Annotated in this window: 35 protein-coding genes; 3 read left to right on the forward strand and 32 right to left on the reverse strand. The window is 62.6% G+C overall.

The features are described from left to right. The first annotated feature begins 101 nt into the window (after window positions 1-101). The 3 genes from G3I74_RS11705 (at window position 102) to trhA (ending at window position 2,834) form a co-directional block, all read left to right on the forward strand. Window positions 102-584, forward strand: a complete 483-nt coding sequence (locus tag G3I74_RS11705; protein ID WP_338063105.1) for a transcription termination/antitermination NusG family protein — start codon at window positions 102-104, stop codon at window positions 582-584. Between the two features lie 25 nt (window positions 585-609). Then, window positions 610-1,971 (forward strand): phosphohexomutase domain-containing protein, encoded by a 1,362-nt coding sequence (locus G3I74_RS11710; RefSeq protein WP_164211795.1) that lies wholly within the window; start codon window positions 610-612, stop codon window positions 1,969-1,971. A gap of 209 nt (window positions 1,972-2,180) precedes the next feature. Next, window positions 2,181-2,834, forward strand: coding sequence for a PAQR family membrane homeostasis protein TrhA (gene trhA, locus G3I74_RS11715; protein ID WP_164211796.1), 654 nt, complete (start codon window positions 2,181-2,183; stop codon window positions 2,832-2,834). A gap of 41 nt (window positions 2,835-2,875) precedes the next feature. Here trhA and G3I74_RS11720 read toward each other — a convergent pair whose 3' ends face one another. From G3I74_RS11720 to tuf, 32 genes are all read right to left on the reverse strand, one after another. Further along, window positions 2,876-4,699 (reverse strand): ABC transporter transmembrane domain-containing protein, encoded by a 1,824-nt coding sequence (locus G3I74_RS11720; protein WP_164211797.1) that lies wholly within the window; start codon window positions 4,697-4,699, stop codon window positions 2,876-2,878. Between the two features lie 11 nt (window positions 4,700-4,710). Further along, window positions 4,711-5,619 carry an EamA family transporter RarD gene (rarD, locus tag G3I74_RS11725; protein WP_164211798.1) on the reverse strand — a complete coding sequence of 303 codons (909 nt, stop codon included), beginning with the start codon at window positions 5,617-5,619 and terminating at the stop codon, window positions 4,711-4,713. Next, a complete protein-coding gene (locus tag G3I74_RS11730) occupies window positions 5,616-7,184 on the reverse strand; it encodes an AsmA family protein (protein ID WP_203594712.1) in 1,569 nt (522 codons plus the stop codon). The genes rarD and G3I74_RS11730 overlap by 4 nt, the downstream gene beginning before the upstream one ends. 120 nt (window positions 7,185-7,304) lie before the next feature. Then, complete coding sequence (gene rplQ / locus G3I74_RS11735) at window positions 7,305-7,691, reverse strand: 50S ribosomal protein L17 (protein ID WP_164211800.1); 387 nt, start codon at window positions 7,689-7,691, stop codon at window positions 7,305-7,307. Between the two features lie 11 nt (window positions 7,692-7,702). Continuing rightward, window positions 7,703-8,707 carry a DNA-directed RNA polymerase subunit alpha gene (locus G3I74_RS11740; RefSeq protein WP_203594713.1) on the reverse strand — a complete coding sequence of 335 codons (1,005 nt, stop codon included), beginning with the start codon at window positions 8,705-8,707 and terminating at the stop codon, window positions 7,703-7,705. A gap of 63 nt (window positions 8,708-8,770) precedes the next feature. Continuing rightward, on the reverse strand, window positions 8,771-9,397 hold the full coding sequence (gene rpsD / locus G3I74_RS11745) for a 30S ribosomal protein S4 (RefSeq protein ID WP_164211801.1): 627 nt from the start codon (window positions 9,395-9,397) through the stop codon (window positions 8,771-8,773). A 33-nt stretch (window positions 9,398-9,430) separates the two neighbouring features. Next, window positions 9,431-9,823 carry a 30S ribosomal protein S11 gene (gene rpsK, locus G3I74_RS11750; RefSeq protein ID WP_164211802.1) on the reverse strand — a complete coding sequence of 131 codons (393 nt, stop codon included), beginning with the start codon at window positions 9,821-9,823 and terminating at the stop codon, window positions 9,431-9,433. A gap of 12 nt (window positions 9,824-9,835) precedes the next feature. Then, entirely contained in the window at window positions 9,836-10,189 is a 354-nt protein-coding gene (gene rpsM, locus G3I74_RS11755) for a 30S ribosomal protein S13 (protein ID WP_164211803.1), read from the reverse strand. Window positions 10,190-10,293: 104 nt separating this feature from the next. Continuing rightward, the gene (gene rpmJ / locus G3I74_RS11760; protein ID WP_164211804.1) at window positions 10,294-10,407 is read right to left on the reverse strand and encodes a 50S ribosomal protein L36; all 114 of its coding nucleotides are present in this window, start codon (window positions 10,405-10,407) and stop codon (window positions 10,294-10,296) included. Window positions 10,408-10,436: 29 nt separating this feature from the next. Continuing rightward, window positions 10,437-11,798, reverse strand: coding sequence for a preprotein translocase subunit SecY (gene secY / locus G3I74_RS11765; protein WP_164211805.1), 1,362 nt, complete (start codon window positions 11,796-11,798; stop codon window positions 10,437-10,439). Continuing rightward, window positions 11,798-12,229 (reverse strand): 50S ribosomal protein L15, encoded by a 432-nt coding sequence (rplO, locus tag G3I74_RS11770; protein ID WP_164211806.1) that lies wholly within the window; start codon window positions 12,227-12,229, stop codon window positions 11,798-11,800. The genes secY and rplO overlap by 1 nt, the downstream gene beginning before the upstream one ends. Window positions 12,230-12,263: 34 nt before the next feature. After that, window positions 12,264-12,458, reverse strand: coding sequence for a 50S ribosomal protein L30 (gene rpmD, locus G3I74_RS11775; RefSeq protein ID WP_164211807.1), 195 nt, complete (start codon window positions 12,456-12,458; stop codon window positions 12,264-12,266). Continuing rightward, window positions 12,451-12,957, reverse strand: coding sequence for a 30S ribosomal protein S5 (gene rpsE, locus G3I74_RS11780; protein ID WP_164211808.1), 507 nt, complete (start codon window positions 12,955-12,957; stop codon window positions 12,451-12,453). The genes rpmD and rpsE overlap by 8 nt, the downstream gene beginning before the upstream one ends. Window positions 12,958-12,977: 20 nt before the next feature. Continuing rightward, window positions 12,978-13,337 carry a 50S ribosomal protein L18 gene (rplR, locus tag G3I74_RS11785; RefSeq protein WP_164211832.1) on the reverse strand — a complete coding sequence of 120 codons (360 nt, stop codon included), beginning with the start codon at window positions 13,335-13,337 and terminating at the stop codon, window positions 12,978-12,980. 13 nt (window positions 13,338-13,350) lie between these two features. After that, a complete protein-coding gene (rplF, locus tag G3I74_RS11790) occupies window positions 13,351-13,878 on the reverse strand; it encodes a 50S ribosomal protein L6 (RefSeq protein ID WP_164211809.1) in 528 nt (175 codons plus the stop codon). A 27-nt stretch (window positions 13,879-13,905) separates the two neighbouring features. Further along, window positions 13,906-14,301 carry a 30S ribosomal protein S8 gene (gene rpsH / locus G3I74_RS11795; protein ID WP_164211810.1) on the reverse strand — a complete coding sequence of 132 codons (396 nt, stop codon included), beginning with the start codon at window positions 14,299-14,301 and terminating at the stop codon, window positions 13,906-13,908. Window positions 14,302-14,315: 14 nt separating this feature from the next. Next, window positions 14,316-14,621, reverse strand: coding sequence for a 30S ribosomal protein S14 (gene rpsN / locus G3I74_RS11800; RefSeq protein ID WP_164211811.1), 306 nt, complete (start codon window positions 14,619-14,621; stop codon window positions 14,316-14,318). 13 nt (window positions 14,622-14,634) lie between these two features. Then, the gene (gene rplE, locus G3I74_RS11805; protein WP_164211812.1) at window positions 14,635-15,177 is read right to left on the reverse strand and encodes a 50S ribosomal protein L5; all 543 of its coding nucleotides are present in this window, start codon (window positions 15,175-15,177) and stop codon (window positions 14,635-14,637) included. Between the two features lie 15 nt (window positions 15,178-15,192). Further along, window positions 15,193-15,510 carry a 50S ribosomal protein L24 gene (gene rplX / locus G3I74_RS11810; protein WP_164211813.1) on the reverse strand — a complete coding sequence of 106 codons (318 nt, stop codon included), beginning with the start codon at window positions 15,508-15,510 and terminating at the stop codon, window positions 15,193-15,195. A gap of 10 nt (window positions 15,511-15,520) precedes the next feature. Beyond that, window positions 15,521-15,889, reverse strand: a complete 369-nt coding sequence (gene rplN, locus G3I74_RS11815; protein WP_164211814.1) for a 50S ribosomal protein L14 — start codon at window positions 15,887-15,889, stop codon at window positions 15,521-15,523. Between the two features lie 15 nt (window positions 15,890-15,904). Beyond that, entirely contained in the window at window positions 15,905-16,165 is a 261-nt protein-coding gene (gene rpsQ / locus G3I74_RS11820; RefSeq protein ID WP_164211815.1) for a 30S ribosomal protein S17, read from the reverse strand. Further along, window positions 16,162-16,359, reverse strand: a complete 198-nt coding sequence (gene rpmC, locus G3I74_RS11825) for a 50S ribosomal protein L29 (protein WP_164211816.1) — start codon at window positions 16,357-16,359, stop codon at window positions 16,162-16,164. Before rpmC ends, rpsQ begins: the two co-directional genes overlap by 4 nt. Beyond that, window positions 16,356-16,769, reverse strand: a complete 414-nt coding sequence (rplP, locus tag G3I74_RS11830; RefSeq protein ID WP_164211817.1) for a 50S ribosomal protein L16 — start codon at window positions 16,767-16,769, stop codon at window positions 16,356-16,358. Before rplP ends, rpmC begins: the two co-directional genes overlap by 4 nt. A gap of 2 nt (window positions 16,770-16,771) precedes the next feature. Then, window positions 16,772-17,458: a 30S ribosomal protein S3 gene (gene rpsC / locus G3I74_RS11835; RefSeq protein WP_164211818.1), complete on the reverse strand. Its 687-nt coding sequence runs from the start codon at window positions 17,456-17,458 to the stop codon at window positions 16,772-16,774. Window positions 17,459-17,467: 9 nt separating this feature from the next. Beyond that, a complete protein-coding gene (gene rplV / locus G3I74_RS11840) occupies window positions 17,468-17,800 on the reverse strand; it encodes a 50S ribosomal protein L22 (RefSeq protein ID WP_164211819.1) in 333 nt (110 codons plus the stop codon). A gap of 14 nt (window positions 17,801-17,814) precedes the next feature. Next, on the reverse strand, window positions 17,815-18,087 hold the full coding sequence (gene rpsS, locus G3I74_RS11845; protein WP_164211820.1) for a 30S ribosomal protein S19: 273 nt from the start codon (window positions 18,085-18,087) through the stop codon (window positions 17,815-17,817). A 15-nt stretch (window positions 18,088-18,102) separates the two neighbouring features. Further along, a complete protein-coding gene (gene rplB, locus G3I74_RS11850; protein ID WP_164211821.1) occupies window positions 18,103-18,930 on the reverse strand; it encodes a 50S ribosomal protein L2 in 828 nt (275 codons plus the stop codon). A gap of 32 nt (window positions 18,931-18,962) precedes the next feature. Continuing rightward, window positions 18,963-19,259 carry a 50S ribosomal protein L23 gene (rplW, locus tag G3I74_RS11855; RefSeq protein WP_164211822.1) on the reverse strand — a complete coding sequence of 99 codons (297 nt, stop codon included), beginning with the start codon at window positions 19,257-19,259 and terminating at the stop codon, window positions 18,963-18,965. Beyond that, window positions 19,256-19,858 carry a 50S ribosomal protein L4 gene (rplD, locus tag G3I74_RS11860; RefSeq protein ID WP_164211823.1) on the reverse strand — a complete coding sequence of 201 codons (603 nt, stop codon included), beginning with the start codon at window positions 19,856-19,858 and terminating at the stop codon, window positions 19,256-19,258. Before rplD ends, rplW begins: the two co-directional genes overlap by 4 nt. A 20-nt stretch (window positions 19,859-19,878) precedes the next feature. Next, window positions 19,879-20,517: a 50S ribosomal protein L3 gene (gene rplC, locus G3I74_RS11865; RefSeq protein ID WP_164211824.1), complete on the reverse strand. Its 639-nt coding sequence runs from the start codon at window positions 20,515-20,517 to the stop codon at window positions 19,879-19,881. A 20-nt stretch (window positions 20,518-20,537) separates the two neighbouring features. Next, window positions 20,538-20,849, reverse strand: coding sequence for a 30S ribosomal protein S10 (gene rpsJ / locus G3I74_RS11870; protein WP_116650688.1), 312 nt, complete (start codon window positions 20,847-20,849; stop codon window positions 20,538-20,540). Window positions 20,850-21,008: 159 nt separating this feature from the next. Continuing rightward, complete coding sequence (tuf, locus tag G3I74_RS11875; protein WP_164209379.1) at window positions 21,009-22,199, reverse strand: elongation factor Tu; 1,191 nt, start codon at window positions 22,197-22,199, stop codon at window positions 21,009-21,011. Window position 22,200 lies beyond the last annotated feature (1 nt).

Genomic DNA, 22,200 nt, shown 5'->3' on the forward strand with positions numbered 1-22,200 from the left:
GCTACTCCGGCGCCGGACAATATGGATTGGCCAAGGTATCAGATAGAAACGGGGGAAGAATGGATCCGGAACAACCGTCAGGATCACTCAGGTGGCACGCCGTGTTCTGCAAGCCCCGGCAGGACGCGCGCGCCGAAATACATCTGCGTAACCAGGGGTTCGAGACCTTTCGGCCCAGAACCCGGGAACGCCGCACCCGCAACGGCCAGCGGCGCGTGATCGTCGAATCCATGTTTCCTCGCTACCTGTTCGTCCAGCTGGCTGCCGGCGGCCAGGACTGGGGTCCGATTCGCTCCACCCGCGGCGCGGTCGGCCTGGTCCGGCACGGCCAGGAGGCGGCGGTGGTCCCCCAATCCGTGATCCGCGAGCTGCGCCGGCGCTGCGATGATGACGATATCGTTCAGCTGGCCGGCTCGATCGACTATCAGCCCGACGAGGCCGTCGAGATCATCGACGGCCCCTGTGCCGGTTATCGCGGCCTGTTCCAGGCGCGCACCGGCGCCGAACGCGTCGCCGTTTTGCTGACCCTGCTCAATCACCAGCGGCGGGTGGAAGTCGCCGAAACGGCCATCCGCCGCGCCTGAACCCTCCGACCAAGAATTCAACACGATGCCCACACTCGCCAACAGCCCCTTCAAGGCTTACGACATCCGCGGCCAGGTGCCGTCCCAGCTCAACAACGAGCGCGCCCGGGACATCGGTCGCGCCTTCCAGTCCGTGGTCAAGCCGACCGGGCCGGTGGTGATCGGTCGCGACATGCGTCTGTCCAGTGCCGAACTGGCACAGGCCCTGGCCCAAGGACTCAACGAGGCGGGGATCGACACGCTGGATATCGGCCTGTGCGGCACCGAGCTGGTCTACCACGCCGCCTCGCTGGATGGCATGGGCGGCGGCGTCATGATCACCGCCAGCCACAACCCGGCCGACTACAACGGCATGAAGATGGTGCGCGAGCAGGCCATCCCGATCAGCGCCGATACCGGGCTCAAGGACATGGAGCAACTCCTGGCCGAGGGGCAGCGCCCGGACCCGGCCGCCGGGCGGGGCCGGCACGACACGCTGGAGGTCGTCGACGGCTACATCGAGCGCCTGTTGGGCATGATCGACCGGACCGCGCTGCGGCCGCTGAAACTGGTGGTCAATGCCGGCAACGGCTGCGCCGGGCCCTTTTTCGACCGTCTGGCCGCCGACCTTCCACTGGACGTCGTCCGGCTGCATCACGAACCCGACGGACACTTCCCGAATGGGGTGCCCAATCCGCTGCTGGCCGAGAACCGGGCCGAGACCGCGGCCGCAGTCGTCGATAGCGGGGCCGATTTCGGCATTGCCTGGGACGGCGATTTCGACCGCTGCTTTTTCTTCGACCACAACGGCCGTTTCATCGAGGGCTACTATCTGGTCGGGCTTTTCGCTTCGCAGCTGCTGGCCCGCCACCCGGGCGAGAAGATCGTACTCGATCCGCGATTGACCTGGAACACGCTGGCCCAGGTGGCCGAGGCCGGCGGACAAGCGCTGATCAACAAGAGCGGCCATGCCTTCATCAAGGAACGCATGCGCGCCGAAGACGCGCTCTACGGCGGCGAGATGTCCGCCCATCACTATTTCCGCGATTTCTCCTACTGCGACAGCGGGATGATTCCCTGGCTGCTGCTGATCGAAATCCTCTCAACCACCGGCAAAAGCCTCGCCGAACTGGTCGATGAGCGCATCGACGCCTACCCGTGCAGTGGCGAGATCAATTTCACCGTCGACGACACGGATCGGGTCATCGAGTCCGTGCTGCAGCACTACGCCGGCGAAAACGGCGAACTCGACCGCACCGACGGCATCAGCCTGGCCTTTCCGCAGTGGCGCTTCAACCTGCGCGTCTCGAATACCGAGCCGGTCATCCGTCTCAACGTCGAGACCCGCCGCGACGGCGAGCTGCTGGAGCAGCGGGTCGCCGAGCTGCGGGCCCTGATCGAGGCCTGAGAGCGCGCCTGGCATGCCGATAGTGGTGCAGCGGCCCGCCGATCATCCGCTGCGCCCGGCCGGCTACCGGCCACGCCTGGATCTGATGACCCGTTTCGGCTGGAAAGACATCGACCAGGCGCAAGAGACCGACAAGTCGATGCAGTTCTGGCTTCGCGGTCAGCAGGACCTGGCGGCGAGACGAGCGGGCGCGGTGCTACCATGCCGCGATGATCGACCTGCAGTCCCAGCGAGAGGAAATCGCCAGCGCCGCCACCCATGGACTGGGGGTCGTGCTGGCCGTCGGCGGCGGCGCGGCGCTGATCACCCAGGCCACCCTGCACGCCGGCGCACGCGAGCTCGTCGGCGTGAGCGTCTTCGTGGCCGCCCTGGTGCTGCTCTACACCGCCTCGACCCTCTACCACCTCGCCCGCCGGCCCGAGGTCAAGTCACGCCTGAAGATTCTCGATCACTGCGCGATCTTTGTGCTGATTGCAGGCACCTACACGCCTTTCACCATCGCGGCCATGCGAGGCGGCTGGGGCTGGTCGCTGTTTGGCGTGATCTGGGGCCTGGCCGTGGTCGGGATCGTGCTCAAGCTGTTTTTTACCGGCCGCTTCCGCTACCTGTCCACGGCCACTTATATCGGCATGGGCTGGCTGGTGGTGGTGGCCTTCGTGCCACTGACCGAGGCGGTTACGCCGAGCGCGCTGGGCTGGCTGATCGCCGGCGGCATATCCTACACCGCGGGGACGCTGTTTTATCACAACCACCGGCTTCCCTATTCGCACGCCATCTGGCATTTGTTTGTCCTGGGCGGAAGCACCTGCCATTTCGCCGCCGTGGCGCTTGAAATGCTGGGTCCACCGGCAGTCATCCGCTGAGCCTGAAACGAAGACGGCTTTCTGCTGGCGGGCCATGGCGTTCAGGTGGGCTCGCCACGAGCCGCTGGAACTTCTTTGCTTGTCCCGGTTGCCGGAGCGTCATCGAGAAACTGAAGCCGCGCCAGGCGCGCATACAGCCCGCTGTCGCGCATCAGTTGATCGTGCGAACCTTCGGCCACCACCCGGCCGGCTTCCAGCACCAGGATCCGGTCGGCCCTGCGCACCGTGGCCAGGCGATGGGCGATCACCAGCACCGTGCGATCTCTGCTGAGTTCATCGAGTGCGTCCTGCACCAGACGCTCGCTTTCGGCATCCAGGCTGGCGGTTGCCTCATCGAGCAGCAGCAGCGGTGGCTGCTTGATCAGGGCACGGGCAATGGCGATTCGCTGGCGCTGCCCGCCCGACAGGCGCACGCCCTTCTCGCCCAGAAAGGTCTCATACCCTTCCGGCCACCGCTCGATGAACTCGCCGGCATGCGCGCTGACGGCGGCCGTCTCAACGACGGAAGGTGAAGCCCGATCGACGCCGTAGGTAATGTTTTCTGCCGCCGAGCCGGAAAAGACGATCACGTCCTGCGGCACGAACCCGAGCCGCAGACGCAGCTTCCGCAGATCAAGCTGGCGCAGATCGATGCCGTTGAGTTCAATCGCCCCCTGGTCGGGATCGTAGAATCGCAGCAGCAGCTGAAACAGGGTTGACTTGCCCGCACCCGACGGGCCGACCACGGCCACGGTCTCGCCCGGTTCGACGCGAAAATTCAGCTGTCGGAGCACCGGCTCTTCGGGGCGCGAGGGATAGGCGAAGCTGAGATCTCGCACGGTCAGGGCGAGCGGCCCGGTGGGAAAGTCGCGCGGACTTTCCGGAGAACGGATGACCGGCTCGATCGCCAGCAGTTCGGCCAGTCGCTCCATGGCCCCGGCGGCACGCTGCAGCTGCGACCAGATTTCACTCAGGCTCGCCGTCGCCCCGGCCGCGATCGCGGCATACATCACGAACTGGCCCAGTTGTCCGGGGCTCATGGTGCCGGTTAACACCGCGCGCGCGCCCAGCCACAGCACGAAGGTGACCGCACCGAAAGTCAGCAGAATGATCAGCACGATCAGCACCGTGCTCGCCGCGATCCGACGCCTGGCCGCCTCGACTGCGGCCTCGACGGTGTGATCGAAGCGGCTCTGCTCCTTGCGTTCCTGGGCGAAAGCCTGAACGGTCTGGACGGCGTTGATCGCCTCATCGCCCAGCGCGCTGATATCGGCAATGCGGTCCTGGGCGGCCCGCGACAGACTTCGCACCCAGCGTCCCAGCAGTAGCACGGGCAGGATCATGGCGACGATCAGCAGACCGATGATGCCGGCCAGGTTGGGTGCCGTAAGCACCAGGGCGATGGCACTGGCGGTCAGCATGACCAGGTTGCGGATGCCGAACGAAACGGTCGAGCCGACCAGGGTTTCGACCAGTGTTGTGTCGGTATTCAAACGCGATAGCACCTCGCCGGTCCGGGTCCGGGCGAAGAACTCCGGGCTCATGCTCAGCACCCGCTCGTAGACGGCCTTGCGCACGTCCGCGACCACCCGCTGACCCAGCCAGCTGACCCAGTAGAACCTGAGCCCACCGCCCACCGCCATGACGGCCGCGGCCGCAAACAGCAGCCAGAACCAGCGATTGATCCGGTCAAGATCATCGGCCATGAAGCCACGGTCGATGACCTGACCGACCGCCAGCGGAATCGTCAAAGCGCCGGCGGCCGAAACCAGCAGGAACAGGCCGGCCAGGATCAGCTGCAGGCGATAGCGAACCAGGAAAGGTTTGAGCGCCGCCAGCGAGGAGACCTTGCGGCTGGTCGGGCGTTGCAGTGCAGACTCTTGCATGGCGAATCGTGTCAGGGGTTAACGCGAAGATGACGGCTGCGCTGCCAGCCGGCCCAGAAAAACAGGGCCAGGGCCAGCCAGACCAGGCCGAAAGTGATGGCGTGGTCCATTGTAAACGGCTCACCGAAAACAAAAACGGCCAGAATGAAAGTCAGACTGGGCGCGAGGTATTGCATCAGGCCGATGGTCGTCAAGGGCAGGCGTCGAACACCGGCAGCAAACAGCAGCAGGGGAGCGACCGTCAGCAACCCGGTACCGGCAAGCAGCATGGCCGATACCGGTTCGGCCGGATCGAAAGAAAGCCGGTCGCCATCGGCCAGCAGCCATAACCAGCCCAGCGCCAGCGGGCTGACAATCAGCGTTTCCCAGAACAGCCCGACCATCGGCCCCACGTCAAGCAGCTTGCGGATCAGCCCGTAGACGGCAAACGTCGCGGCCAGACTGAGCGAGATCCATGGCACCTCCCCGACCTGCCAGGCCATGTAGGCCGTGCCCGCGGCCGCGATCAGAATCGCCAGGCTCTGGGCCGGCACCAGGCGCTCCCGAAAGACCAGCAAGCCCAGCACGACCGACATCAGGGGGTTGATGAAATAGCCCAATGAAGTCGACAACACCCGGTCGGTGTTGACGGCGTAAACGAAGATCAACCAGTTCAGTCCGATCAGCCCGCCGGTCACGCAGAGCGCCAGCAGGGTCCGGCCGTTGATACGCAAATGGCCGATCACGCCGGCGCGCTTGCGCACCAGGAGGACCAGGCCGAGAAAAACCACCGACCAGAGCACCCGATGGCCGATGATCTCGTCCGGCCTGACCTGGGCCAGCAGCTTGAAGTAAATCGGCGCCAGTCCCCAGATCGAAAACGCGCCCAGGCCGGCCGCAAGGCCGAGGCGAGCCTCGCGTTGCGCCGCCTCCGGCGTCACCGGTTTGGCAACAGCCCGTCGGCGCTTGTGTAGCGGGGCCGGGCCAGGGTACCGCCCAGCGCGACGGCTTCCTCGACATTGCCGGTCCGGGACAGCCAGGCGCTGCCCGACAGGCCGCCGGATGCATCAAGGGAAAATCGGTCGAATTCCATCTCTTCCGCCCCCTCCAGAATCCGGAATTCGGCAAACTCGACGCGCCCCGGGTAGACGACGAAACGGCCTTCCAGCACCTCGAACCCGGCTTCGGCTACTGAGCCCAGGGCGGCGCGCAAACCGGCCAGCTCCTCGATCCGTCCGTCGAAGAAGCGCAGGCTACCCCGGGCCAGAGCCCCCGATTGCGCATCGCCGGACGGCTCGATGAGCAACTGGCCCACGCCCTCAGCGCGCAGCGGCAGGCCGATGGCGACAAGCATGGATTCGAGCTGATCGATCTCGATCCGGACACGCGCCGACAGCAGGCTTGTCTGGCGGTCGACCGCCAGGTCACCGAGCACCTCGATCGTCCCGCCGGGCAGGCTGGCCCCTGCTTGCTCGATCGAGGCAAGGTCGTCAGCGGCGCTGACCCTGATGAGCGCATCGGCCAGCGGCCAGGAGCCAAGATCGAGCCGGTCCAGCTGAACGTCCAGGTCGTAGTCATGCGCGGCGGTCCAGCCAGCCAGCGCGGCCAGCCAGTCTTCGCCGCCGCTCCCCGCGACACCCTGGGCCAGCCTGGCCGCATCCAGTGCCTGTGCGCGCAGGTCGAGGCTGAAGTAAGGCCGCTCGCGCGCTTCGTAACTGCCCTCGATCTGCAGGCGCTGGTCAACAATCTCCAGCTGCCCGTCGACCAACTGCATCTGCAAGGGAGGATGGGCGGAGAAGTCAAGCGCGCCCGACAGGCGAAACGGTTGCTCCGCACCGGCGGCGCGACCGACCAGCACCATGTCCGCCAGGCGGAACTTTCCGGTCGCAGCCGGGAAGAATAGGACACCGTTGACGGTCACATCCTCGACCATCGCCGGGATTCCGATGTCACCCTCAAAGACCAGCCTCAGCGCACGATCGAAGGCCAGACCGTCGAGCTCCATGCGCTCGACAGACAGTCGCTGGACCGACTCTGTGCCCACGGTACCAATCTGAAGCGACAGATCCTCGAGACGAAGCGGTCCATTGACCAGGAGCCCGCGCGCGCCCTGGCGTTCACGCCGGCGCAAAAGACCTGAGAAATTGTGTTCGCCGTTGTCGTCAAACAACAGGTTCAGGCTGGCACCCTGCAGCGCCACTTCGCCTGTCTCCACCCGCCCCACAATCAGGGGCAGCAGCCGGATTTCGGCAGAAATCCGGTCTGAAGACAGAAGGTCCAGTCCATCGAGCGCTCGTGATCCCGACAGTCGCACGTCGCCGGCCTGGATGCGCAGGCGCGGAAAAAAGTGCAGCGAAACGTCACCGTCGATCTGGAGCTGACGCCCGAGCTGGTTTTCCGCGTGGGCCGAGAGCAACTGCTTGAGTCGGTCCTGATCGGCCAGCATGTCAAGACTGGCGACAAATCCGACCAGCATGATCGCCAGGCCGGCAACGAGAATGCTCAACCGGCGCACGGGAAATTGCCGCAGCGAAGATTCATGGCTGGATTGTAGCGAAAGCCCGCCCGTAACGAGAAAGGCCCGATCCGAAGATCGGGCCTTTCTCGATCAATCAGGGATCGGACGCTATTCGCCGTGGACGGCGCCCGGCGCATCCGGACGGTCAACCAGCTCGACGTAAGCCATCGGCGCCTTGTCGCCGGCGCGAAAACCGCACTTGAGAATCCGCAGATATCCGCCGGGACGGGCGGCGTATCGCGGTCCGAGCTCGTTGAACAGCTTGCCGACGGCTTCCTGATCGCGCAGCCGGGCAAAGGCGAGTCGGCGACGGGCCACCGTGTCCTCTTTTGCCATGGTGATCAGGGGCTCGGCCACCCGGCGCAGTTCCTTGGCCTTGGGCAGCGTCGTCTTGATCAGCTCATGGTGAATGAGGCTGGATGTCATGTTCTTGAACATCGCCCGGCGATGAGACGAGGTCCGATTGAGCTTACGCCCTGCTTTGCGATGACGCATGAATAGTCTCCTTATGCCCCGGGTCGGGCGAGGCTGGCCGGCGGCCAGTTTTCCAGTCGGGTTCCGAGGGACAGGTCATGGGACGCCAGGACCGTCTTGATTTCGGTCAGCGACTTCTTGCCCAGATTCGGGGTTTTCAGCAGTTCGGTCTCGGTCCGCTGGACCAGATCTCCGACGTACTGGATATGTTCGGCCTTCAGGCAGTTGGCCGATCGGACCGTCAACTCCAGATCATCGATCGGGCGCATCAGCACCGGATCGAAAGATTCCGGACTCGCCACATCGGCATCCTTTTCGCGGGCGACGAAGTCGACGAACACCGACATCTGATCGACCAGGATGCCCGCAGCCAGTTTGACCGAATCTTCGCAACTCATGGTGCCGTTGGTCTCGATGTCCAACACCAGGCGATCCAGATCAGTTCGCTGGGCAACGCGTGCGCTTTCGACGGTGTAGGCGACCCGATGGACCGGGCAATACGAGGCGTCAAGCTGCAGTCGTCCGATCGGGCGCGTTTCTTCCTCGTTGAAGCGCAGCGCCGCCGCCGGCTGGTAGCCGACACCGCGCGTGACCTTCAGCCGCATGCTCAGATTGGCGTCTTTGGTCAGGTTGCAGATCACGTGCTCGGGATTGACGATTTCGATATCGTGATCAAGCTGGATATCGCCGGCGGTCACCGGACCGGCCTCGCTCTTGCTGAGCGTGATCAGCGCTTCGTCGTGGGAATGCATGCGCACCGCCACTTCCTTGAGGTTGAGCAGAAGTTCGACGATGTCTTCCTGCAGCCCTTCAACCGAGGTGTATTCGTGCAGTACACCCTCGATTTCCGCCTCGGTAATGGCGCTTCCCGGAATCGACGACAGCAGCACCCGGCGCAGGGCGTTGCCCAGCGTGTGCCCGAAGCCCCGCTCCAGCGGCTCTAGGGTGATTCGCGCTCTCCGGGGGGAAATCTCGTCGACCACGAGCCCCTTCGGCTTGAGCATGGTGCCGATCAGTTCGCTTATCTGGCCAGCCATCAAGTGCCTCTCTTTCAAATTCTTGCAGTGGGGAGCCGCCGGCAAACCGCCAGCGGCTCGAAATTACTTGGAATACAGCTCGACAATCAGGTTTTCGTTGATGTCGGGCGGCAGATCGTCACGATCCGGCGATGCCTTGAACACGCCTTCCATCTTGTCGACGTCGATGTCGATCCAGGCCGGAAACGTATCCAGGTCCCGGGCCATGGTCAATGCTTCCTGGATACGCAGCTGCTTGCGCGCCTTCTCACGCACCGAGATACGGTCACCCGGGGCAACCTGGGCCGAGGGAATATTGCAGACCTGGCCATTGACTTCAATGCCCTTGTGCGACACCAGCTGCCGAGCCTGGGCCCGGGTGACACCGAAACCCATGCGGTAGACCACGTTATCGAGACGGCCCTCGAGGAGCTGCAGCAGATTCTCGCCGGTTGCGCCCTTCTGCCGCGCCGCTTCCTTGTAATAGTTGCGAAACTGCCGCTCGAGCACGCCATACATGCGCCGCACCTTCTGCTTCTCGCGCAGCTGAAGGGCGTAATCCGACAGGCGCTGACGACGGCTGTCGCCATGCTGGCCCGGCGGCTTGTCGAGCTTGCACTTGGAGTCGAGTCCGCGCGCCGGGCTTTTCAGGCTGAGATCCATGCCCTCGCGACGTGCCAGCTTGCAGGTGGGTCCGATATATCTTGCCATGTTGCTCTCTGATTCGAATCGAAAGGCCGCGCCTTAGACCCGGCGCTTTTTGGGTGGGCGACAGCCATTGTGGGGAATGGGCGTCACGTCGATGATATTGGTGATCTTGAAGCCGACCGCGTTGAGCGAGCGCACCGAAGACTCACGCCCCGGCCCGGGGCCGTTGACGCGAACCTCGAGGTTCTTCATGCCGTATTCCTGCGCGGTCCGGCCGGCGTTTTCCGCGGCGACCTGGGCAGCGAACGGCGTTGACTTGCGCGAGCCGCGGAAGCCGGAACCCCCGCTGGTCGCCCACGACAGGGCATTGCCCTGCCGATCGGTGATCGTGATGATGGTGTTGTTGAACGACGCATGCACGTGGGCAATGCCGTCGACAATCACCTGCTTGACCTTTTTCTTGCCCTTGCTGGACTGCTGCTTGGCCATGAATGAGCTTCCTTAACGAATCGGGCGACGCGGGCCCTTTCGGGTCCGGGCGTTGGTGCGGGTACGCTGTCCGCGAACGGGCAGACCGCGACGATGGCGCAGGCCGCGATAGCAGCCCAGGTCCATCAGGCGCTTGATGTTCATGGCGACTTCGCGACGCAGGTCGCCCTCGACGCTCATGCCGCCGATGGTCTGGCGCAGCTTTTCCTGTTCTGCCTCGGTCAGATCGCGAACCTTGGTGGTCGGATCGACGCCGGTGACCTGGCAGATCTCGTAGGCCCGGGTCCGGCCAATGCCATAGATCTGGGTCAACGCCACCCAAGTGTGCTTCTGTACGGGCAGATTGACGCCTGCGATACGAGCCATACTTTGTTCTCCAAAAACCTGATACGTTCGATCAGAGCAAACCAGCAATTATAGCGCGGTTTGTCCTGTCACTCAAGCTCGAAATTCGAGCCACGAAGCGCCGGTCAGCCCTGGCGCTGCTTGTGCTTCGGGTCACTGCAGATCACGTACACCACCCCACGGCGGCGGACGATCTTGCAGTGACGGCAGATTTTCTTGACCGAGGCCTGAACTTTCATTGCATTTACTCCAAAAGACCGCTGATGCGTTACGAGCGGCGCACCGAGCCGGAACGGCCGTAACCCTTGAGGTTCGATTTCTTGAGCAGGCTGTCGTACTGATGAGACATCAGATGCGCCTGCAACTGGGCCATGAAATCCATGGTCACCACGACGATGATCAGCAGCGAAGTCCCGCCCAGATAGAACGGCACGTTCCAGCGCATGATCAGGAATTCCGGCATCAGGCAGACCGCGACCAGGTACAGCGCCCCGACCGCCGTGAGCCGGGTCAGAACATAGTCGATGTATTCAGCGGTCTGGCGACCCGGCCGAATGCCCGGAATGAAAGCGCCGGACTTTTTCAGGTTGTCGGCGGTCTCGCGCGAATTGAACACGATCGCGGTATAGAAAAAGCAGAAAAAAGCGATCAGGCCGCCGAACAGCGCGATATACAGCGGCTGGCCAGGCGTGAGCTGCTGGGCGACATTCTGCAGCCAGCTGACGCTTTCGTTCTGACCGAACCAGGTCGAAATCGTGGCCGGAAACAGCACCAGGCTGGAAGCGAAAATCGCCGGGATCACGCCCGCCATGTTGACCTTCAGCGGCAGATGGGTCGACTGGCTGCGATAGGCCTGCCGACCCTGACGCTGGGCGTAGTTGACCGTGATCCGGCGCTGGCCGCGCTCGACGAACACGACAAATGCGGTCACCGCAAGCGCCATCAGCAAAAGAAAGGTTGCCGTCGTGATGCCGAGCTGGCCGGTGTTGACCAGCTCCAGGGTTGAACCCACGGCCGAGGGAAGCTCGGCCACAATGCCGGCAAAGATGATGATGGAAATGCCGTTGCCGATGCCGCGCTCGGTAATCTGCTCACCCAGCCACATCAAAAAGACCGTGCCCGCCGTCAGCGTCACGACCGCGGCCAGCACGAAACCGGGCCCGGGTGCAATCACGACGGGCAGGCCCGCGCCTGCACCCTGATTCTGCAGGGCCATGGCAACACCGAAGGACTGGAACATCGCCAGCACCACGGTAAAGTAGCGCGTGTACTGGGTGATTTTCCGGCGCCCGGCTTCGCCTTCCTTGCGCAATGCCTGCAGCTGCGGGATTGCGTGGCTCATCAGCTGCATGATGATGGCCGCGGAAATATACGGCATCACGCCAAGGGCGAAGATCGAGAATCGACCCAGGGCACCACCGGTAAACATGTTGAACATGTCCACGATGGTGCCGCGCTGCATGTCCATCAGCTCGATCAGCGCCAGCGGGTTGATGCCCGGCACGGGAATGAAAGTTCCCAGCCGATAGACCAGAAGCGCGATCAGCACCAGCAGCAGGCGCTGGCGCAACTCTTTCATGCGTCCCAGGCCACCCAGCATTCCCGCCATTTGCGAGGCGTTGGCAGACATTACTCGACCTTGCCCCCTGCAGCCTCGATGGCTTTGGCGGCACCGGCAGTGACGTGCAGCCCGCGAACGGTAACTGCCCGGGAGAGTTCTCCGGTATTGATGATGCGGACCTTGCGCGTATCGTTGCGCACCAGGCCGGTGGCTTTGAGGGTCTCCAGATCCACCACTTCGCCCTCCAGACCGTTGAGCTGGTACAGGCGGACTTCCCGGGTGAACCGGTTGACCGGGGTAGCGAATCCAACCTTCGGCAGACGACGCTGCAGCGGCATCTGACCGCCTTCAAAGCCCACCTTGTGGTAGCCGCCGGAGCGGGACTTCTGGCCCTTGTGACCGCGTCCCCCGGTCTTGCCCAGGCCAGACCCGATACCTCTGCCAACGCGCTTGCGCTCGGTTTTACTGCCTTCTGCGGCCTGAATCGTGTTGAGCTTCATGGTGAATTCCCGATAATGTTGGCGATAAGCCGGTTCAGGCCGACTCGACCCGAACCAGGTAATCGACTTTCCTGATCATGCCGCGCACGGCCGGCGTGTCTTCAACCTCCACGGTGTGGTTGATCCGACGCAGACCGAGACCGCGAACGCTTTCCCGATGCTTGCCAATGGTGCCGTTGATGCTGCGCACCAGCGTCACTCGCAACTTTGCCTGGTTGCTGTTAGCCATGATGTTCCAGAATCTCCTCGACCGGTTTGCCGCGCTTGATGGCGACCTGCTCCGGCGACACCATGGCTTGCAGGCCCTTCAGGGTGGCGCGGACCAGATTGATTGGGTTGTTGGATCCAACACTCTTGGCCAGGACGTTATGGACCCCGACCGCTTCGAACACGGCGCGCATCGCGCCGCCGGCGATCACGCCGGTCCCTTCCGATGCAGGCTGCATGTAGACCCGGGAACCGCTATGGCGCGACTTGATCGGATGCCACAGGGTGCCCTCGTTGAGCGAAATACGCACCATGTCGCGGCGGGCACGTTCCATGGCCTTCTGAATAGCCAGCGGCACTTCGCGTGCCTTGCCGTAGCCGAACCCGACTTTGCCCTCACCATCGCCAACCACCGCCAGGGCAGTGAAGCTGAACTGGCGCCCGCCCTTGACCACTTTGACCACGCGGTTGACGGCTACCAGTTTCTCGATCAGGTCGTCCGTGTTGCTTTCTCTTGCCATGTTGAATACCGTTTTCCCAGTTAAAACTTCAGACCGGCTTCGCGGGCTGCATCGGCCAGCGCCTTGATCCGTCCGTGGTACTTGAAACCGGAGCGGTCGAACGCGACGCCCTCGACGCCGACGGCGAGACTGCGCTCCGCGATGGCCTTGCCGACGGCCTTGGCCGCTTCCACATTGCACGTGCCCTCGAGCCCTGAGCGCAGATCCTTCTGCAGGGTCGAGGCCGCGGCCACGGTGTGGTCGCCATCGGGTGCAATCACCTGCGCATACAAATGACGGCCGGAGCGGTGCACCGTCAAACGAGCGACGCCCGAACGACGGATGCGCGCCCGGTTCTTTCGGGCCCGGCGCAGTCTGGATTCGTTTTTGCCCTTGTTCATCATTTCTGATCCCTTACGCCTTCTTGGCTTCCTTCATGACCACCCGCTCATCGGCATACCGCACACCTTTGCCCTTGTAAGGCTCTGGCGGCCGGAAGGCCCGAATCTCGGCGGCGACCTGACCAACCTGCTGCTTGTCGATGCCGCGCACGACCACCTCGGTCTGCGTCGGACATTCAACGGTAATGCCTTCAGGAATCGAAAAATCGACCGGATGGCTGAACCCCAGCTGCAAATTGAGCGACTTGCCCTGTACCGCCGCGCGGTAACCCACGCCAACCAGCGTGAGCTTGCGCTCGAAACCGTTACTCACGCCTTCGACCATGTTCGCGATCAGCGCGCGCATGGTGCCGGCCATGGCCATGTCTTCTTCCTTGATCGGACTAATCGAGACCACACCGTCCTCAAAGCTCAGAACGATCGCCGGGTGCAGGGTCATCTCGAGGCTGCCCTTGGCGCCCTTGACCCGGACCACGCCGTCGGACTCGCTGAACTCGACGCCGGCGGGAATCGAAATCGGACTCTTGGCAATTCTAGACATCGTGTGTTCCTTCCAAAATTTCAGGCGTCAGGCGACCAGACAGAGCACTTCACCACCCTGGCCTTCGGCTCGGGCGCGGGCGTCGGTCATCAAGCCGCGCGACGTACTGATTACGGCAACGCCCAGGCCATTGAGCACCCGCGGAATATCATCCTTGCCAAAATAGCGGCGGCGACCGGGCTTGCTGAAGCGGTCCAGTCGATCAATGACGCCGCGTCCGTCCACGTATTTCAATTCCACAAAGAGGGTGCTCTTGACGCCTTCCTGTTCAACGCGAAAATCGCGAATATAGCCTTCGTCCTTGAGAACAGCAGCCAGGGCAGCCTTGATGCCCGACGACGGCATGCTCACGCTGCGCTTGCGCACCGCCTGGGCATTCTTGATCCGCGCCAGCATGTCGGAAATGGGGTCGGTCATGCTCATGTTCGTTTCACTCCTTACCAGCTGGCCTTGCGCAGGCCCGGCACGTCGCCGCGCATTGCGGCCTCGCGCAGCTTGTTGCGGGCCAGACCGAATTTACGGTAATAACCCCGCGGACGGCCGGAGACCCGGCAGCGATTACGGCCCCGGACGGGACTGGAGTCCCGCGGCAGCTTGTTGAGGCGGTGCATGGCTGCCTGTTTTTCCTCGTAGTCCGCTTCCGGATCGGCGACGATGCGCTTGAGCTCGGCGCGCTTTTTCTCAAAGCGCTCCGCCAGCTTCGTCCGCCGCTTTTCACGTTCTACCATTGATACCTTTGCCATAGCTGGATACTCCTTAGCGAGCCCGAAACGGGAAGCCGAACGCCTTGAGCAGCGCCAGGCCTTCCTCGTCGGTTTTCGCGGACGTGGTAATGGCGATATCCATGCCGCGAATCGAATCGATCTGGTCGTAATTGATCTCGGGGAAGATGATCTGCTCCTTCACCCCAAGACTGTAGTTCCCGCTGCCGTCGAAGGACTTGCGCGGAATACCGCGAAAATCCCGCACGCGCGGCAGCGCCACGCTGACCAGGCGGTCGAGGAACTCGTACATGCGGTCACGGCGCAGCGTCACCTTGCATCCAATCGGATAACCGTCGCGGATCTTGAAGCTGGCCACCGACTTGCGGGCCTTGGTCACGATCGGCCGCTGACCGGCAATCTTGGCCATATCCGACACGGCGTTGTCGATGACCTTCTTGTCGCCCACCGCTTCACCGAGACCCATGTTCAGGGTGATTTTTTCAATTCGCGGCACTTCCATGACGTTGCGGTACCCGAACTCCTCGGTCAGTTGACCGATCACGGTATCGCGGTAGTAATCCTGCAGCCTAGCCATAGCTCTTATCAGCCCTTAGATATCGACGACTTCGCCGGTCGAGCGGAAAAACCGCACTTTCCGGCCGTCTTCCAGAAACTTGTATCCGACCCGATCACCCTGGTCTGTGGCCGGGTTGTACAGCATCACGTTGGATGCCTCGATCGGCGCCTCCCGCTCGATGATGCCGCCCGGCTTCTGGGCCTGCGGATCCGGCTTCTGGTGGCGCTTGGTCATGTTGACGTTCTCGACCAGCAGCCGAGCGTCCTTGAGGACTTTGAGCACGTGACCGCGCTGGCCCTTGCTCCGGCCGGCAATCACGATGACCTCGTCGCCCTTGCGTATACGTTCCATCGAAGTCTCCTTACAGCACTTCCGGCGCCAGCGAAACAATCTTCATGAATCGCTCCGAGCGCAGCTCACGCGTCACCGGCCCGAAAATGCGGGTACCGATCGGCTCGAGCTTGTTGTTCAACAGCACGGCCGCGTTGCCGTCAAAGCGAATCAGCGAACCGTCACGGCGACGCACACCCTTGGCGGTGCGGACCACGACTGCGTTGTAGACCTCGCCTTTCTTGACCTTGCCACGCGGAATGGCGTCTTTCACCGTCACCTTGATGACATCACCGATGTTGGCGTAACGACGTTTCGACCCGCCGAGCACCTTGATGCACATAAGCTCGCGCGCACCGCTGTTGTCGGCGGCCGATAGTCTGGATTGCATCTGAATCATGCCGATATGCTCCGCTTACTGAGCGCGTTCGACCACTTCGATCACGGCCCAGGCTTTCGTCTTGGAGACCGGCCGGGTCTGCGCGATGCGAACGGTGTCGCCCTCGTTACAGTCATTGTTTTCGTCGTGAGCGTGCACTTTGCTCGAGCGCCTAATGTACTTTCCGTACAGCGGGTGCTTGACCAGCCGCTCCAGACGAACGGTGACGGTCTTGTCCATCTTGTTGCTGACGACGCGACCGGTCTGGCTACGCTGAACCCTGTTCTCGTTACTCATGCTGATTTACCCTGGAGCTGGTTGAGCACCGTCTTGACGCGGGCAATATCACGCCGCACATGACGCATTTCATTCCGGTTGTTCAAGGTGCCGTTGGCATGCTGAATGCGAAGCCCGAACTGCTCCTTGCGCAGCTTGAGCAGCATCTCGTTGAGCTCGGCGGCATCCTTCTGGCGCAATTCCGCGGCTTTCATGACATGGACCTCGCAACAAAAGTGGTCTTGACGCTCAGCTTGGCCGATGCGCGGCGAAATGCCTCGCGCGCCACGTCTTCGCTCACGCCCTGGATTTCATAAATCATTCGACCGGGCTGAATCGGTGCAACCCAGTACTCAACGTTGCCCTTGCCTTTGCCCATGCGGACTTCCACCGGCTTTTTGGTGATCGGCTTGTCGGGAAAAACCCGAATCCACAACTTGCCGCCGCGCTTGACGTGGCGGGTGATGGCGCGTCGTGCAGACTCGATCTGACGAGCGGTCAGAAAGCCGCGGGTGGTGGCCTGAAGACCAAACTCCCCGAAGCTGACGCGATTGCCCACGAGGGCCAGACCGCGATTGCGCCCTTTTTGCTGCTTTCTGAATTTTGTGCGTTTCGGCTGCAGCATGATTAGCTCTCCTTGCGACCGCCTCGGCTGGCGGCTTTATCGGCACTGCCTTCGGCATGCAGATCGAAGACGTCGCCCTTGTAGACCCAGACCTTGATACCGATGACGCCGTAAGTGGTGGCCGCCTCGGCCACGCCGTAATCGACGTCGGCGCGTAGCGTATGCAACGGCACCCGACCCTCGCGATACCACTCCGTGCGTGCGATGTCGGCGCCGTTCAAACGTCCGCCAACCTGAACCTTGATACCCAGCGCACCCAGCCGCATGGCGTTGCCGACTGCGCGCTTCATGGCCCGCCGGAACATGACCCGCCGCTCAAGCTGCTGGGCGATGCTCTCAGCCACCAGCTTGGCGTCGAGCTCGGGCTTGCGAATCTCGTTGACGCGGATATTGGTCGGCACCCCCATGATCCGCCCGACTTCACGCCGGAGCTTTTCGATGTCTTCGCCCTTCTTGCCGATGACGATACCGGGCCTGGCCGTGTGCACCGTAATCTCGGCGGACTTGGCGGGTCGCTCGATCTGAATATGGCTGATCGCCGCGTGCGCCAGTACCTTGTTGAGGTAGGCACGCGCCTTCAGATCGGTGTTGAGGTAGTCGGCAAACTCCTCACCTTCGGCGTACCACTTGGCAGACCAGTCCTTGGAAATGCCCAGGCGAATACCGTTTGGATGTACCTTTTGACCCATGTCTTGTCCTTAACTCTCTGCCAGCACGACGGTGATATGGCTACTGCGCTTGAGGATGCGCGTGTAGCGACCCTTGGCGCGCGCACGGCCGCGCTTCATCGTCGGCCCCTCATCGACCCAGATACGGTCGACTTTCAGTTCATCGATGTCCGCGCCGACGTTGTGCTCGGCATTGGCGACCGCCGACAGCAATACCTTGCGAACAATCTGTGCTGCCTTCTTGTCGCTGAACATCAGCAACTCATCTGCCCGCTCGACCGGCAGCCCGCGGATCTGGTCAGCCACCAGGCGAACTTTCTGGGCGGAAATCCGGGCGCCCTTGAGCTTTGCAATCGCTTCCATCACCGTCATTCCCGTCACTTGGTTTTCCGATCGCCCGAATGACCCTTGAAGGTCCGGGTAGGTGCAAATTCTCCAAGCTTGTGGCCGACCATGTTCTCGTTGATCAGGATCGGCACATGCAAACGGCCGTTGTGAACCGCAATCGTCAGGCCAACCATGTCCGGAAGAATCATGGAGCGGCGCGACCAGGTCTTGATCGGACGCTTGTTGTTGGTCTCAATGGCCGACTCCACCTTGGCAACCAGGTGATGATCGATAAACGGCCCTTTCTTGATTGAACGTGGCATCGTGAATCCTTGACTCTATTTACGCTTGCGAGAACGCGTGATGTACTGGCCGGTGCGCTTGTTGGTCCGGGTACGCTTGCCCTTGGTCTGTTGACCCCAGGGCGTGACCGGATGGCGACCGCCCGAGGTCCGCCCCTCACCGCCGCCATGCGGGTGGTCTACGGGGTTCATGGCAACGCCGCGAACGGTCGGCCGAACTCCGCGCCAGCGCTTTGCGCCCGCCTTGCCCAGCTTTTCCAGATTGTGCTCGGAATTGGCAACCTGTCCGATGGTGGCGCGACAGCGCGTAAGAACCTTGCGCATCTCGCCCGAACGCAGCAACACGGTCGCATACTGGCCTTCGCGAGCCACCAACTGAACCACCGAGCCGGCGCTGCGGGCCAGCTGCCCGCCCTTGCCGGGCTTGAGCTCGACGTTGTGAATCTGGGTACCGACCGGAATGGCACGCAGCGGCATGGCGTTGCCGGGCTTGATTGGCGCTTCCGAGCCGCTGAGCACCTCGTCGCCGGCGCGCATGTTGCGCGCAGCCAGGATATAGCGACGATCGCCGTCGAGGTACTTGATCAACGCAATATGGGCGCTGCGGTTCGGGTCATACTCGATGCGCTCGACGATGCCCTTGACGCCATCCTTGTTGCGCTTGAAGTCAATGACGCGATAGTGATGCTTGTGCCCACCGCCCTTGTGCCGCGTGGTGATTCGACCGGCATTATTGCGGCCGCCGGAAGAGTTTTGCGACTCCAGCAACGGCGCGTAGGGACGACCCGACCACAAGTGATCGTGGCGGATGGAGACCTTGCCGCGTCGGCCCGGTGATGTGGGTTTTGCTTTGACGATTGCCATGTCTGTTCAATCCCGGCTATCAGTTCCAGACCTCAGTCTGCCTGTAAATCTTCGATGACCTGCCCTGCGCGCAGGCGCACATAGGCCTTCTTCCAGTCCCGCTGCCGTCCTGAGCGAAAGCGAAAACTCTTGCGTTTGCCCTTGACGTTGACAACCCGCACCTCTTCCACGTTGACTTCAAACAGGCCTTCGACGGCCTGCCGGATCTGCGCCTTGTCGGCATCCTTCAGGACCTCGAACACGTACTGGTTCGAATCGGCCTGCAGACGCGCCGTTTTTTCGGAGATATGCGGATAGCGGATGATCTGATACATGCGTTCGTTGTTCATGCCAGCCACTCCTGAATTTTTTCCACGGCCGCACGGGTCATGACCACCTTCTCGGCGCTGACCAGGCTGACCGGGTCAAGACGATCGGCCGCCAGCACGAAGACGCCGCGGAGGTTGCGCGCACCCAGATACAGGTTGCCCTCCGGCTCGGAATCGATCAGCAATCCGGTGGCCACACCGAGACCGTCGAGCAATTCACGCGCCAGCCGAGACTTCGGCTCGGCCAGTTTCAGCTCATCGACGATGACCAGACGCTCCTGGCGCACCAGCTCGGAAAGAATCGCCTTGATGGCGCTGCGGTACTGCTTGCGGTTCACCTTCTGGGTGAAATCGCGCGGACGCGCAGCAAAAGTCACGCCGCCCGTGCGCCAGATCGGGCTGCGAATGGTGCCAGCCCGCGCGTTGCCCGTACCCTTCTGGCGCCAAGGCTTGCGCCCGCCGCCGGAAACATCCGAGCGGTTCTTCTGGGCCTTCGTACCGGCACGCGCACCCGCCAGGTAGGAAATCACCACCTGGTGAACCAGCGGCTCGGAAAATTCGCGACCGAACACACGGTCTGAGACCTCGATGTTCGCGCCGCCGGCGACTGCAAGTTCCATCACTGCGCTCTCCTGAGTCATCAGGCCTTGGTCGAAGGCCGAACAAAGACATGCCCGCCGGGCGCACCCGGGACGGCCCCGCGAATCAACATCAGATTGCGTTCGGCATCGACCCGAACAACCTCGAGATTCTGGGTGGTTACGCGCTCGCTCCCCATATGCCCGGCCATCTTCTTGCCCTTGAACACCCGTCCGGGCGTCTGGCACTGACCGATGGAACCGGGTGCGCGGTGCGACAACGAGTTGCCGTGGGTCGCATCCTGCATGCGGAAGTTATGGCGCTTGACCACGCCGGCAAAACCCTTGCCCTTGCTGGTGCCGGTGACATCCACGCGCTGCCCGGCCTCGAAGCGCTCGACGGAGACCTCACCGCCGACCTGGAGATCCGCCATTTCGTCGGCAGAGAGCCGGAACTCCCACAGGCCTTCGCCGGCCTCGACGCCGGCCTTGGCGTAGTGACCCGCCAGAGGGCGATTGACCAAAGACGCACGGCGGCTGCCGCTGGTGACCTGGATGGCGGTGTAACCTTCGCCATCGTCGGTGCGGATCTGCGTAATCCGGTTCGGATTGACCTCGAGCACGGTGACGGGGACAGAGGTGCCGTCCTCGACAAAAATGCGGGTCATGCCTTTTTTCTTTCCAACAAGTCCGATCGTCATGTCTGCTTCTCCGGCAACCGTCAGTAGAGCTTGATCTGGACGTCAACGCCAGCGGCCAGGTCCAGCTTCATCAGCGCGTCCACGGTCTTGTCGTTGGGATCGACGATATCCAGGAGCCGCTTGTGCGTCCGGATTTCGTACTGGTCACGCGCGTCCTTGTTGACGTGCGGGGAAATCAGGACGGTGTAGCGCTCCTTGCGAGTCGGCAGCGGGATGGGCCCCCGAACCTGAGCTCCGGTGCGCTTGGCGGTATCCACGATTTCCTGGGTCGACCGATCGATCAGACGATGATCGAAACCCTTCAAACGAATACGGATTTTTTGCTCGGCCATTGCCGTACGCCTTTAGTCTGTAAAAGAACTCGAACCGGCCGCTCTTTCGGGCGACCACTGCTTTGATCCGAAGATCAAGAGCCCCTTCAGTCCCGGACTGAAGGGGCCCCTTTATCCGAGCCGCCCATTATAGCAACGGCTCTATCAGAATTGCCAGAGTTATTCGTGAATTTTTGCCACCACGCCGGCACCGACGGTGCGGCCGCCTTCGCGGATGGCGAAACGCAGGCCTTCTTCCATCGCGATCGGCGCGATCAGCTCAACCTGCATCTGCACGTTGTCACCCGGCATCACCATTTCCACGCCTTCCGGCAGCTCCACCGAACCGGTCACGTCCGTGGTCCGGAAGTAAAACTGCGGCCGGTAGCCCTTGAAAAACGGCGTATGACGACCGCCCTCTTCCTTGCTCAGGACGTAGACTTCGGCCTCGAACTTGGTGTGCGGGGTGATCGTGCCCGGCTTGGCCAGCACCTGGCCGCGCTCGACGTCGTCGCGCTTGGTGCCCCGGAGCAAAACGCCCACGTTGTCACCCGCCTGACCCTGGTCGAGCAGCTTGCGGAACATCTCCACGCCGGTGCAGGTCGTCTTGGTCGTGTCCTTGATCCCGACAATCTCGATCTCGTCGCCCACCTTGACAATCCCGCGCTCGACGCGACCGGTCACCACCGTGCCACGGCCGGAAATCGAGAACACGTCCTCGATCGGCATCAAAAACGCCTTGTCCAGATCACGCTCCGGCTCCGGCACGTAGGTGTCGAGCGCCTCAACCAGCTGCAGAATCGACGGCACGCCAATCTCGCTGTCGTCGCCTTCCAGCGCCTTGAGCGCAGAGCCCGTGATGATCGGCGTATCGTCGCCCGGGAAGTCGTAGTCGCTCAGCAACTCGCGAACCTCCATCTCCACCAGCTCCAGCAGCTCGGCGTCGTCAACCATGTCGGCCTTGTTCAGGTAGACCAGAATGCACGGCACACCCACCTGGCGGGCCAGCAAAATGTGCTCGCGCGTTTGCGGCATCGGACCGTCGGCGGCAGAGACCACCAGAATCGCACCGTCCATCTGGGCCGCACCAGTGATCATGTTCTTCACATAGTCGGCGTGACCAGGGCAGTCCACGTGCGCGTAGTGACGAGCATCCGACTCGTACTCCACGTGCGCCGAGGCAATCGTGATCCCGCGTTCGCGCTCTTCGGGCGCATTGTCAATCTGGTCGTAGGCACGAAACTCGCCGCCGCGGGCCTCCGCGCACACCTTCGTCAGCGCCGCCGTCAGCGTCGTCTTGCCGTGGTCCACGTGACCAATCGTGCCCACGTTCACGTGCGGCTTGTTGCGTTCAAACTTTGCCTTGGACATG

Origin of the sequence: Wenzhouxiangella limi (assembly GCF_010499265.1) — a bacterium.
GTDB lineage: Bacteria > Pseudomonadota > Gammaproteobacteria > Xanthomonadales > Wenzhouxiangellaceae > Wenzhouxiangella > Wenzhouxiangella limi.